10 protein-coding genes are annotated in these 12,194 nt (G+C 66.1%); 8 read left to right on the plus strand and 2 right to left on the minus strand.

All coding sequences use genetic code 11. The features are described from left to right. The first annotated feature begins 12 nt into the window (after positions 1-12). The 5 genes from tssK to BPET_RS12455 all read left to right on the plus strand — a co-directional run bounded on the left by tssK (position 13) and on the right by BPET_RS12455 (position 8,060). Positions 13-1,407, plus strand: a complete 1,395-nt coding sequence (tssK, locus tag BPET_RS12435) for a type VI secretion system baseplate subunit TssK (RefSeq protein ID WP_012249368.1) — start codon at positions 13-15, stop codon at positions 1,405-1,407. 3 nt (positions 1,408-1,410) lie between these two features. Then, entirely contained in the window at positions 1,411-2,082 is a 672-nt protein-coding gene (locus BPET_RS12440) for a DotU family type IV/VI secretion system protein (protein ID WP_012249369.1), read from the plus strand. A gap of 6 nt (positions 2,083-2,088) precedes the next feature. Beyond that, a complete protein-coding gene (locus BPET_RS12445; RefSeq protein ID WP_231852688.1) occupies positions 2,089-6,021 on the plus strand; it encodes a type VI secretion protein IcmF/TssM N-terminal domain-containing protein in 3,933 nt (1,310 codons plus the stop codon). Between the two features lie 561 nt (positions 6,022-6,582). After that, a complete protein-coding gene (locus BPET_RS12450) occupies positions 6,583-6,945 on the plus strand; it encodes a hypothetical protein (RefSeq protein WP_041862877.1) in 363 nt (120 codons plus the stop codon). Between the two features lie 167 nt (positions 6,946-7,112). Then, complete coding sequence (locus BPET_RS12455; RefSeq protein ID WP_041862878.1) at positions 7,113-8,060, plus strand: DUF72 domain-containing protein; 948 nt, start codon at positions 7,113-7,115, stop codon at positions 8,058-8,060. 16 nt (positions 8,061-8,076) lie between these two features. Here the strand turns inward: BPET_RS12455 and BPET_RS12460 are convergent, their stop codons facing one another. Continuing rightward, the gene (locus tag BPET_RS12460; protein ID WP_012249374.1) at positions 8,077-9,543 is read right to left on the minus strand and encodes a sensor histidine kinase; all 1,467 of its coding nucleotides are present in this window, start codon (positions 9,541-9,543) and stop codon (positions 8,077-8,079) included. Then, a complete protein-coding gene (locus BPET_RS12465; protein WP_012249375.1) occupies positions 9,540-10,256 on the minus strand; it encodes a response regulator transcription factor in 717 nt (238 codons plus the stop codon). Before BPET_RS12465 ends, BPET_RS12460 begins: the two co-directional genes overlap by 4 nt. A 120-nt stretch (positions 10,257-10,376) precedes the next feature. Between BPET_RS12465 and BPET_RS12470 the strand changes: the two genes are divergently transcribed. The 3 genes from BPET_RS12470 to BPET_RS12480 are packed head-to-tail and all read left to right on the plus strand — an operon-like array spanning position 10,377 to position 12,141. Beyond that, positions 10,377-11,006 carry a cytochrome b/b6 domain-containing protein gene (locus tag BPET_RS12470; protein ID WP_012249376.1) on the plus strand — a complete coding sequence of 210 codons (630 nt, stop codon included), beginning with the start codon at positions 10,377-10,379 and terminating at the stop codon, positions 11,004-11,006. A gap of 11 nt (positions 11,007-11,017) precedes the next feature. Beyond that, entirely contained in the window at positions 11,018-11,809 is a 792-nt protein-coding gene (locus BPET_RS12475; RefSeq protein WP_012249377.1) for a molybdopterin-dependent oxidoreductase, read from the plus strand. A gap of 47 nt (positions 11,810-11,856) precedes the next feature. Beyond that, a complete protein-coding gene (locus BPET_RS12480) occupies positions 11,857-12,141 on the plus strand; it encodes a pentapeptide MXKDX repeat protein (RefSeq protein WP_012249378.1) in 285 nt (94 codons plus the stop codon). The last annotated feature ends 53 nt before the right edge of the window (positions 12,142-12,194 follow it).

Consider the following 12,194-nt stretch of genomic DNA (forward strand, 5'->3'; position numbering starts at 1 on the left):
TTCATTGTGCGTATGACACAGCCACTTAACCAACCACTGTTCTGGCACCAGGGCCTGTTCCTGCAGCCGCACCATTTCCAGTACCAGGACGCCTGGACCGCGCGCAACCTTGCGCGGCAACTGGACCTGATCATGCCGTGGGGATGGGGTTTCGGCGCGCTGCAGATCGACGACACCGCGCTAGCGGCGCGCCATCTGGTGATTGAACAGCTGACGCTGCGATGGCCCGACGGCACGCTGACCGAGGCGCCCGGCAATGCCCGCATCGAATCCGTGCGCTTCGAGCTGGCCGATTTTTCCCAGGGCCCGCGCACGCTGTATGTGGGGTTGCGCCGGCATGTCGAAGGGCAGCCCAATGTGCAGAAGTTCGAAAACCTGGACGATGCCGGCCAGGCCAACACGCGCCTGGCGGTGCCCGCCGACCCGCAACAAGTGCCGGACCGCTATACGCCGGGCCCTACTGGCCGGGTCACCTTGATGACTTATGTGTTGCGCCTGTTCTGGGACGACGAGCTGGACCATCTGGGCGACTACGACCTGATGCCGGTCGCTCAACTGGAACAGGATGGCGAGGTAGTGCGCATGATGCCGCGCTTCGTTCCGCCTTGCTTGAACCTGGCGGCCTCGCCGCAGTTGCAGCAGATGCTGCGCGAGCTGCGCGACGAGGTGATCGGCCGGGCACGCCAGCTGGAGGTGTTCAAGCAGCCGGTGGCCAGCCGCTCTGACGATGCGCAATTTTCGCCTGTGCTGGCGCTGTCGGTGCTCAATCGCTACGGGCCGCTGATCACGCACCTGGCGGAATCGCTGCAGACGCATCCCTGGACGGTATATGGGGTGTTGCGGCAACTGGCCGGCGAGCTGAGCACATTCTCGGAATACTGCGACCTGCTGGGCGAAACGCGCGACAACCAGTCGTTATTGTCCCCGTACAAACACACCGACATCGGCTCGGCCTATGCCGCCGTGACCGAACTGATTCGACGGTTGCTGAACGAAATCACCGTCGGGCCTGAAATGATGGTGCATTTCGAGCAGGACAGCATGGCCTCGGCCTTGTACCAGGCCGAGATGCCGGCCAGCTTCTTCGGCCCGCGGCATCGGTATTACCTCATGGCGCGCAGCTCGGCCGCGGACCCCAAGGAACTGAGCGAACTCGTCGCGCTGGAAGCCAAGCTGGGCATTCCGGACCTGATCGAGACGCTGGTGACGCGCTCGTTGCCGGGGATCGAGATGCTGCCGCTGCAGACCCTGCCGCTGGGCATGCCGCGCCGTGCGGGCGCGGCGTATTTCCGCCTGGAAAGCCTGTCGGACAGCTGGGACGACGTAGTACGCGACGGACGGCTGGCCTTCTTCATGCCGGACGCGCCTGCCGACCTGCGGTTGGAACTCATTGTGATCAAAGGATAATCCGTGCGCCTGAGCAACTTCTGGATTCCCATCATCGATTCGGCCCGCGTGGCGACGACGCAGGCCGACCAGGATGCGGCCTCGCTGTCGGCGCAGTTGAAGGCGACGCTGGACGCCACCGCCGCACGCGCGCAGGACGCCGGCTTTTCTCCAGACGATGTGCAACTGGCGCTGTTCGCGGTGGTGGCCTGGATCGATGAACTGGCCATGTCGCGCGAATGGCCGGGCGCCGATTCTTGGCGGTTGGCGCCGCTGCAGCGCCACTATTTCGGCACGACCCGCGCGGGCGTGGTGTTCTTCGAAAAGCTGGAGTCCCTGCCGGACGAAGCGGTCGAGGTGCGGGAAGTGTATGCCCTGGTGCTGCTGGCTGGCTTTCACGGGCGCTACACGCATCGGCCAGCGGGTGAGCTTGCCGAATACCGCCGCGCCTTGCTGGAACGTGTGTCCCAGGAACGCCAGATGGACCCGCTGAGCACGGAACAGCCCTTGTTTCCGCTGTCGGGCGCGGGCGCCAGGCGGCCGGTGCGCCGCCATCGTGGCCTGGCGCCATCGCTGGCCAGTCTGCTGCTGATCGTGCTGCCCCTGTGCGTGCTGCTGGGCCTTTATCTGTTCCTGGACTATCGCCTGGCGCATGCCGCCGCGCAGTTGATTGCACCACTGACAGGCCGTCTTTGAATTCACTTGGGCAATGCCCCTGATTCCATGATGTTCAAGAAACTACTCGTGCTGATTGCCTGGTTGCTGGGCCTGCTGTTGCTGGCGCTGGGGTGCTGGCTGGCCGGCCTCTACTTTCAGTGGCCGCTATGGCAGTCGGCCGCCTTGTTTGCCGGGGTGCTCGTCGCCGGGGCGCTGCTGGCCTGGCTGCGGCGCCGCTGGCTGGCCTGGCGGCTGCGCCGCAAGCTGGCGCAGCCGGTCAATGCCGCGGCCTTCGACACGCGGCGCCTGGACGCTGACTGGCGCGCCGGCCTGCGCGCCCTGAAGCAGTCGCGCCTGTCCCGTTTCGGTTCGCCTTTGTATGTGCTGCCGTGGTACCTGGTGCTGGGCCCGCAGGAGGCGGGCAAGTCTGAACTGCTGCGTCGCGCCGCCGGCGCCAGCCCGGTACAGGCGCAGGGCGATGATCCGCCCGTCCTGCAATGGTGGCTGCTGCGGCGCTGCGTGGTGCTGGACCCCGCGGCAGCCATGGGAGAAGAGCATCTCGCGCCCGCCTCGGGCAACTGGCGGCGCCTGCTGCACTGGATGATGCGGACTCGCCGGCGTGAACCGCTCAATGGCCTGATCCTGGCGTTCAGCGCCCAGTGGCTGATGCAAAGCGACGAGACGCAGCGCAGCGAAACCGGCCGGGGCCTGCGCACGCGGCTGGACGAACTGGCGCGGGTCTATGACGCGCGCATTCCCGTGTATATCGTGCTGACCGACTGCCAGACCTTGCCGGGATTCGCGCCATGGGCGGCCGGCCTGGGGCCTGATGTCAACGGCCAGGCAATGGGGTTTCTGAACACCTCGCCCGGCGCGGGCGTGGGCGAGTTCATTGGCGATGCCTTCAACAGCATCGTGCACCGCATGTTCGATTTGCGCGTGCTGCAGGGCACCCGCGAGCGGCCCGACGACGAGGCGTTCGCCCTGCCCGAACGCATGGCGCCGCTGGCGCTGCGGCTGGCCAACGTACTGCGGCCCGCTTTCCAGGCTACGCCCTATGCCGAGACCCCGCTGCTGCGCGGCCTGTACCTGACGGGGCAGCCGGGTGGCGCCGACCGCACCGCGCCCGCCTGGTTCGGCCCTGGTCTGTTCGAGCAGGTATTGCCCGGGCAGCGGCATGCCTGGCAGCCGCTGGAGCGCTGGCGCCACTGGCGCCGGCTGTTGCGGCACGCCGTGGCCGTGGCCTGGCTGCTGGCGTGCGTCGGAGTGGGCGTCTTCCTGGTCCATTCGAGCCACGTGGCGCAACAGGAGCTGCATGCAGCCAATCTGCCGGGGCTGGACCAGAAGCTGGATGCGTCGGGATCGGTTTCCAGCAACCTGCACGCGCTGCAGGCCGTACGCGGCGCCGTGCACAGCCTGCGGCAGCGCCCGCGCTGGGAGCAGCGCTGGCTGCCCTTCCAGCGCCGGGTCAACCACATCCAGGACATACTGGCCAACAGCTATGTGCAGAGTTTCCACCAGGCCGTGATCGTCGGCCATCTCGATCCGCTGCTCAGCACCAGTCTGCCGCAGCTGGATGCCAAGCAGGACGACAAATTGCTGGCGGCCTGGGTTCAGACTCTGGTGCGCCGCATCAACCTGCTCGATGCCGCCCTGAACGGCAAGGACGTCTACGCGCTGCCGGCGCCGGGCGGTGAAATGACGCTTCTGTTCGCCAGCGCCAAGAATCCGCCGCCCAATCCTATCGATGGCGCGCTGTTGGGCGAGATGTACCAGGATTACCTGACCTGGCAAACACACCGCGAAGTGTTGCTTTCCGAGCGACGCGCTTTGCAGCAAGTGCTGGCCAGCCTGAACCTGACCGAGCGCTCGCGAGGATGGCTGTACGCCTGGGTTGACTTGCAGGGCAACCTGCGGCCGGTGCGGCTGACCGATTTCTGGGATATCGCGGCGCAACCCGGGCAGCCCTACGTGCCAGCCGCCCTGACGCCCGCCGGCGAACAGGCCGTGTCGAGTTTCGCCGCTGAACTGGGGCGCGCATCGGGCAACAGCGAGCTGTGGGCCGAGCGCAGCAAGGAGTTCCGCCAGAATTACCTGCAGGCGGGGCTGGACGCCTGGTACGCCTTCGCGGATGCCTTTGCGTCGGCGCCGAACCAATTGGCCGACGGCACGGCGCGCCGCGAGGTCATGTCGACCCTATTCACCGCCAATGGTCCGTACCGCCGTCTGCTCGGTTTGCTGGCGCAGGTCGGACAACTGTGGCCCGCCCAGTCGCGTCCCGACTGGATGCAGCAAGCCATCCAGATCAATGAACTGCAGTCCCTGGCCGCCGAGCAAAGCCAGCAGCGCACTGGCGCCGCCGCGGGCGTGAAGCAACGCCTGCAAGTCGTGCAACAGTTCGGCAGCAGCATGCTCCAGGAACTGCCCGCGCGGGGCGGCTCGATATCGGACGGGTTGGCCGAGCTGCACATGGACAAGGATGCCCTGAGCTTGCTGGCGGCCTATCGCAAAGACGTGCTGGCGACGATCGTGCCGCTGCAGCAAGGCGATGGCAACGCCATGAAAGCGGCGATAGACATCTGGTCGTTCGGGCATGACCCCAATGTGAAATCGCCACCGCTTATCGACGCCGGCACTGCGCTGGACAAGCTCAGGAAACTGGCCGGGGGCAAGGCCGGGCCGCGCACCAGCGTCGTCTGGAAGTTGCTGTCGGGGCCACTGGATTTCACCCTGGATTACGCGGGTCGCAATGTGGCCTGCCGCCTGCAGCAAAGCTGGGAGAACTCGGTGCTGAGCGTTATACAGGGCGTGGACGACGCCGACCTGGCCAACGATATGTTGTTTGGCGACCGTGGCCAGGTAAAGGCATTCATGGGGGGCGATGTCAAGAATTTCATCGAACAGAACGGAAATCAATACCAGGGACGTGCCGCCCTGGGGCATGTGGTTCCGTTCAATGGGCAGTTCTATGCCTTTGCCAGTCTGTCGCAATTGCGGCAGGTCACGCTGGCCAGCCAGCAGATGCAGTCCAAGCGCTCGCAGGATGAAGCCCAGGCCCTGGGCAAACAGCAACAGGACCTGGAGGCCCAGATTGCCAAGCTCGAGGCCACCACGGCCAACGTGACGCTGAGCACGGTGCCGCCTCAGACCAATCCGGGCGCGCGCGCCCTGCCGGAAAGCATTACGCTCAGCCTGCAATGCGCCAGCGGCCGCATCACTCTGGAAAATCTGAACTTTCCGAACAAGGCCGCGTTCCCGTGGGCGATGGCCAATTGCGGCGATACGGCGCTCAGTATCCGCTATGCGGGCTTTGAGTTGAACCGGCAATGGAGCGGCGCGCGCGGCTTCATAGACTTCCTGAAGGAGTTCTCCAGTGGGCAGCGGCGTTATACGCCCGCCGATTTTCCCGACCAGGCTGCGTCGATGCAGCAGGCCGGCGTGCAGTGGATTGCGGTGACCTATCAGCAGCAAGGGCAGGCGCCTCTGGTCGCGGCATTTGCCGACGCGGACAAGCTGGCCGCCCAAGCCGGCGAAGTCAAGGCGCGCCTGGAAAAACTGCAGCCGGGCACTGCGCCTGGCTCGACCGTGCCACCGCCGCGGCCCGCTCCCGCCTTGCCGCGGCAGATCGTCTCGGTCTGCATGGGTCCGACCGCCAGCCTGATGCCGGCACCCGAGCCCGCGCCAGCCCCGGCGCCGGGGCCGTCAACGGCGGTCCCGGCCGCACCGGCCACGTCCGTGGACAGTGGCTACGCCGTGCAAGTGGGCATCTTCGCGCATCCCGATCCTGTACGCGCGCAATTGGCGCTCAACGGGTTCGAAGCGACTGAAGCCGCGATCACGCTGAAGGGCCATGCCTACACGCGCATTCGCGTCGAGGGACTGGCCAGCGAGCAGGCGGCGCAGGCCGCGGCGGAAAAAATCGGGCGCCTGCTCAAGCTGAAGCCGGCGGTGCTGCATAACGGAAAGGTGCTGGACTGAACGGCCTTCCATGCGTCCACAGGTAGCTGCCGTCCAACCCCTGAAAACCGGCAGCCGATCTGCGTCCTGACCATGTCCAGCTCGCTGTGCAGGATCTGCATGGCCCGCGCGATATCTGCTGCTATTTCGACAATGACATCCGGGCCAAGGCGCTGGCAGACGCGCGCAGCCTGGCCCGGTTGTGCTCGACTTGCCGCTGGCGCCGCTTAGGACCAGCGCGGCAGGCCTGACAGGGAAACCTCACCTAGAGCACCGCTGCCGCGGTAATCCGCGCGCCGCCCGGCGCCGCGCAAGCGCTGTTTAGCATTTTTTATTTCTAAGTTAAACAAAATAGCGCGTTTCGCTACAAATCGCAGGATAGCGCGGAGAGCGTTTAACGGACGTTTAACTGTTCGCCGGAAAACCCCCCGAATTTCGCGATTCGCTTCAACGGCCCATAAATATCGAGTTCCTAACATGCTCCCAAGCACCGACCAAACGTGGCTCCGGTGCCCGGTTCCACCCGCGGCCCAGCCGCAATTAACCTCGCGGCGATGCCGCAACCTACTGGAGAAGTTCATCATGAAGAAGACCGTGATCTGCGCAGTGTCCATGTCCCTGGCCCTGGCTGCCGGCGGCGCCTATGCCGCCGATAGCGTTTCCCCGAGCAACTTGAAAAATGCCGGCCCGGCCAACGGCGACATTGCCAAGGCGGAAATGAAGAAAGCCAGCCTGGCCCATCCCGATGCGGCCCTGGCCAACAATATGCCCAAGGCCTACATGAAGAAGGCCCGCCTGGCCAACCACGCCCCGGCTCTGGCCAACCACGCCCCGGCTCTGGCCAACCATGCTCCGGCTCTGGCCTACAACATGCCCAAGGCCTACATGAAGAAAGCCAGCCTGTCCCCCGACGCCATGCCCAAGCCCGAGATGAAGAAAGCCTGAAAGCATCGCCGTCCTGGCAGCATCGCGGCGGAGCCTGTCCGTACAGGCTCCGCCCTTTTTTTATGGGCAAGCGAAACCGCCGGGCCGGCTCCACCTGCCGCGGGTATGGGCAACGGCCCGATTCTTGCTGGCCAATGAGTCTTCGGCTTTCCCTGTGTACATTCGCCATGATCTCATCGGTTCGCCACGCAAGCGCCATCCGCATCGGTATTTCGGGCTGGCGCTACGCGCCCTGGCGCGGCATGTTCTACCCGCCCGGGCTGCCGCAGGCGCAGGAACTCGCCTATGCGTCGCACCAGGTGCCGACCATCGAAATCAACGGCACCTTCTATTCGCTGCAGCGGCCGGAGTGGTTCGCGCGCTGGCGCGACGCCACACCGCGCGGGTTCGTGTTCAGCGTCAAGGGTACGCGCTACATCACGCACCGGCTGCGGCTGCGCAACATCGAGACGCCCCTGGCCAATTTCCTGGCCTCTGGCTTGTTCGAACTGGGTGACAAGCTCGGGCCCATTTTGTGGCAATTTCCGCCTTCGATGCGCTTTGATGCAGAGCGCTTCGGGCAGTTCCTGGCATTGCTGCCGCAGGACACCGGTGCCGCGGCGCGGCTGGCTCGCCGCCACGACGCGCGCATGAATGGCCGCTCGGCCTTGCCGGGCGGACAACCCCGGCCGCTGCGCCACGCGGTGGAAATTCGCCACGACAGCTTTGCCTGCCCCGAATTCGTCACCATGCTGCGTACGCACGACGTGGCGCTGGTAACGGCCGACACCGCCGGCAAATGGCCGCTGCTGGAGGACGCCACCGCCGGTTTTGCGTACCTGCGGCTGCACGGCGACAAGGCCCTTTATTCCAGCGGCTATACCGACGACGCGCTGCGCCGCTGGGCTGCCCGCATCCGAGCCTGGTCGCGCGGGCACGAGCCGGCCGATGCCCGCCGCGCCGGTCCCCGGCCCAAGCGGGCCTACGGCCCGCGCGACATCTATTGCTATTTCGACAACGACATCAAGGTCAAGGCGCCCGGCGACGCACGCAACCTGGCCCGGTTGCTGAAGCTGCCGCTGGCGCCGGTCGAGCCTGGCGCGGACCCTGAGGAATCAGGCGCCGCAGGCGCCTGAAGAGAGGCCCGCGCGCTCAGCGCCCCGCTGGCAGCAGGAAGCGGAACACCGCGCCCTGCCCTGGCTCGTCGAGCAGGCTGATCTCGCTGCGGTGCAGCTGCAGGATGCGCTGCACGATTACCAGCCCCAACCCGCCGCCGTCGCGCCGGTGCTGGCTGAGGGCCGAGGCGCGCGTGAACAGCCCCTCGCGCAGCTCGGCCGGGATGCCGGGGCCGGTATCGCTGACGAGCACCTCGACGGCCTGGTCCGCGCTGCCCAGCCGCACCTGGATGCCGGTGCCCGGCGGGCTGTGGCGGATGGCGTTGTCCAGCAGGTTGGTCAGCACACGCTCGATCATGGCCAGGTCCGCGTGCACCGGCGGCAGTTCGCGGGGGAAATCGGTGCTCAGGCGCTGGCGCCGCGCCTCGGCCGCCAGCTCGAACTTCTGGATCACGTCTTGCACCAGCTCAGGCAGCGCAAAGGTATCGAGCTCGGGCTGCACCAGTCCGGATTCGAGCCGGGCCAGTTCGAAAAGCTCTTGCGCCAGCCGGCCGACCTTGCGGCTTTGTCCCAGCGCGGTATCCAGGTAGCGGCGTCGCTCGTCGGGCTGCAGCGCCTCGTCTTTGAAACGCAGGGTCTCGAGGTAGCCATGCAGCGATGTCAGGGGCGTGCGCAAGTCGTGCGAGATGTTGGCGACCAGGTCGCGCCGCTGCTGGTCCTGGCGCGTGAGTTCGCGCCATTGGTCGGCGATGCGGCGTCCCATCTGCGCAAAGGCGCGCCGCAGCACGGCGATTTCGTCACCGCGTTCGTCGGCGTCGCCCGCCCGGTACAACGCCGCCGCGGCCGCGCCGTCGCCGTCGAAATTGCGCACCGCCTGCGTCAACGAGCGCAGCGGCCGGGTGATCAGCGCGAACGCCACCAGGCCGGCCGCCAGGCCCAGCAAAGCCACCAGCGCGATCGACCACAGCGTGGTGCGCAGCACCGCGCTGGCCGATATGGTCGAGGCCAGCGCGTCGTGCGCTTCGCCCTGCAGCACCACGTAGACGTAGCCGCGATCCTGGCCGTTGATGCGGATCGGCGCGGCGCTGAACACCTTGCGCGCGCCGCTGTTGCGCGGGTCCACGCCCAGGATGGGCAGGGCCTCGCCGGCCAGGAAGCGGCGCACCGGTTCCAGGTCGACCCGGTCGAGCTTGACGTGTCCGGGCGGCGCGGCGTCGGCTTCGATGCGGCCATCGTTGCCCAGCAGGTAGACTTCGACCGCCGGATTCACGGCCATCAGCTGGTCGAACAGCATGCGCACCGAGTCGGGCTTCCAGCCGCCGGCGTCCATCAACGGACGGCTGCCGGCAATGTGCGCGGCCAGGCCGCTGGACAGGCGCTGCACGACTTCTTGCTGATAACGTTCGTTGGCGGCCATGTGCAGCCAGGCCGAGGCTCCGCAGCAGGCCAGCAGCAACAGGGCGAACACCGCCGACAGGCGCTGGGTGAGGGTCAGGCGCTTCATGTGGGCTCTCCGGAGGCCGGCGCGGCAAACTTGTAGCCGCGGCCCCATACCGTCAGGATGCGGCTGGGCTCGGAAGGATCGGCTTCGATTTTGGTGCGCAGCCGGTTGATGTGGGTGTTCACCGTGTGCTCGTAGCCTTCGTGCTGGTAGCCCCACACCTGGTTCAGCAAATCCATGCGCGAGAACACTTTGCCAGGATGGCGGGCGAAGAAATACAACAGGTCGAATTCACGCGGCGTCAGGTCCAGCGGCTGGCCGTCGACCGTGGCATCGCGCGTCACGGGGTCGATGGAAAGGCCCGAAACCTCTAGCCGCCCGGCATCCAGGCGGGCATTGCGTTCGAGCGCGTCGGTCCGGCGCAGCAGCGCCTTGATGCGGGCCACCAGTTCCAGCATCGAGAACGGCTTGGCCAGGTAGTCGTCGGCGCCCAGCTCCAGCCCCAGGATGCGGTGCACCTCGCTGGAGCGGGCGCTGGTGATGATGATGGGCGTATACCGCGCCATGGCCCGGGCGCGCTTGCAGATCTCCAGGCCGTCGATGCCGGGCAGCATCAGGTCCAGCACCAGCGCGTCCCAGCGTCCGGCTTCAAGCTGGCGCAGGCCGGTTTCCCCTTCGGCCGCGTGGGTGACCTCATAGCCTTCGTCGCGCAGGTGCAATTGCAGCAGGTCTGCGATGTGGACGTCGTCTTCGACTATCAGGATGCGCTTGGACATGGCGGTGATGGGAATACGGGCGGTATGGGGCTATTGTCGCCAATTGCGGCGGGCCAGTTATCACATTTAATTTAAATCTGCGTGAGGACTTCGCCATGCGGCGCGGGCAAGAATGCGCCCATGGTTACTCCTTTGCCCCCCTATCCGCACGCTGACGCCGCCGCAACCGAGCCCATTCACCCGGGCTGGCTTCGCGTCACGCATTGGCTGAACGCCCTGGCGGTGCTGGTCATGATCACCAGCGGCTGGCGCATCTATAACGCGTCGCCCCTGTTCGACTTCGATTTTCCGGCCGGTATCACGCTAGGCGGCTGGCTGGGCGGCGCGCTGCAGTGGCATTTTGCCGGAATGTGGCTGCTGGCCGGCAACGGGCTGCTGTACCTGGCCCTGAACCTGGGCAGCGGCCGGCTGCGGCGCCGTTTTTTCCCCCTGTCGCCACGCGGCGTCGCCGCCGATCTGGGCGCCGCGCTGCGCGGCCGCCTGTCGCATGCCGATCCGCGCCACTACAACGCCGTGCAGCGGCTGGCCTATCTGTTTGCCATGCTTGATATCGCGGTGCTGGTGCTGTCCGGTCTGGTGCTCTGGAAATCGGTGCAGTTCGAGACGCTGCGCATGCTGATGGGCGGCTATGAGGCGGCCCGCTACGTGCATTTCATCGCCATGGCGTTGCTGGCCGCGTTCGTGGCGGTGCACGTGCTGATGGTGGCCCTGGTGCCGCGCACGCTGGCGGCCATGATTCGAGGCAAATAGAAGGACACGCCATGACTTTGCGTAGACGCCCCGCCCTGCCCGGCCTGGATGGCCCGGCCATCGTACAAGAAGCGCGCAGGCTGATTGCCCGGCGCGTCGAACAGCCCGCGCGCCGCGCGTTCCTGCAGCGCACCCTGAGCCTGGGCGGACTGGCGCTGCTGTCGGGCTGCAGCCTGAGCGACAACGAGAGCGTCGAGCAGGCCCTGACCGCTGTGTCGCGTTTCAACGACCGCGTGCAGGGGTGGATTTTCGATTCCAGCCAGCTGGCGCCTACCTATCCCGAATCGATGATCACCCGGCCGTTTCCCTTCAATGCCTATTACGGCATTGAAGATGTGCCGCAGGTGGACGAAGCCGGCTACCGGCTGGAACTGGCCGGCCTGGTGGCCGACAAGCGTCCGTGGCGCCTGGACCAGCTGCGCGCCATGGCGCAGGCGGACCAGGTCACGCGGCACATCTGCGTGGAAGGCTGGAGTGCCATCGGCAAATGGGGCGGCGTGCGCTTCTCGGATTTTCTGCGGCGCGTGGGCGCCGACCTGCAGGCCAAGTATGTGGGTTTCAAGTGCGCCGATGACTACTACACCAGCATCGACATGCCCACCGCCCTGCATCCGCAGACATTGCTGGCCCTGACCTACGACGGCCAGCAGTTGCCGCCCGAATACGGTTTCCCCATGAAGCTGCGCATGCCGACCAAGCTTGGCTACAAGAATCCCAAGCATATCCAGGCGATCTACGTGACCAACACGTTTCCCGGCGGGTACTGGGAAGACCAGGGATACAACTGGTTCGGCGGCAGCTGACGAGTTTTCAACCCGCGGCCGAGCCGCAACACACTGGAGCTATCACCATGAAAAAAAGCGCGATTTATGCAGTTTCGATGTGCCTCGCCCTGGCCGCTGGCGGAGCCTATGCCGCGGACAGCATGAGCAAGGACGGCATGGCCAAGAGCTCGATGTCCAAGGACGGCATGTCGCGGCACCAGGGCATGTCGAAAGATGGCATGTCGAAAGACAGCATGGCCAAGGACTCGATGTCGAAAGACGGCATGAAAAAGGACGGCATGAAGAAAGACGGGATGTCCCATGACGGCATGAAGAAAGACGCCATGTCCCACGACGGCATGAAAAAGTAACCCGCGCAGGGCGGCACGGCCGCGGACCCCGCTCGCGCGGGCGCCGCCGGCCG

Origin of the sequence: Bordetella petrii (genome assembly GCF_000067205.1) — a bacterium.
Classification (GTDB): domain Bacteria; phylum Pseudomonadota; class Gammaproteobacteria; order Burkholderiales; family Burkholderiaceae_B; genus Bordetella_A; species Bordetella_A petrii.

What these genes read in the sequence shown, in the direction of transcription:
- tssK (WP_012249368.1), top strand. Translation starts at nt 13, where the DNA reads ATGACACAGCCACTTAACCAACCACTGTTCTGGCACCAGGGCCTGTTC.
- BPET_RS12450 (WP_041862877.1), top strand. Translation starts at nt 6,583, where the DNA reads ATGAAGAAGACCGTGATCTGCGCAGTGTCCATGTCCCTGGCCCTGGCT.
- BPET_RS12455 (WP_041862878.1), top strand. Translation starts at nt 7,113, where the DNA reads ATGATCTCATCGGTTCGCCACGCAAGCGCCATCCGCATCGGTATTTCG.
- BPET_RS12460 (WP_012249374.1), bottom strand. Translation starts at nt 9,543, where the DNA reads ATGAAGCGCCTGACCCTCACCCAGCGCCTGTCGGCGGTGTTCGCCCTG.
- BPET_RS12465 (WP_012249375.1), bottom strand. Translation starts at nt 10,256, where the DNA reads ATGTCCAAGCGCATCCTGATAGTCGAAGACGACGTCCACATCGCAGAC.
- BPET_RS12470 (WP_012249376.1), top strand. Translation starts at nt 10,377, where the DNA reads ATGGTTACTCCTTTGCCCCCCTATCCGCACGCTGACGCCGCCGCAACC.
- BPET_RS12475 (WP_012249377.1), top strand. Translation starts at nt 11,018, where the DNA reads ATGACTTTGCGTAGACGCCCCGCCCTGCCCGGCCTGGATGGCCCGGCC.
- BPET_RS12480 (WP_012249378.1), top strand. Translation starts at nt 11,857, where the DNA reads ATGAAAAAAAGCGCGATTTATGCAGTTTCGATGTGCCTCGCCCTGGCC.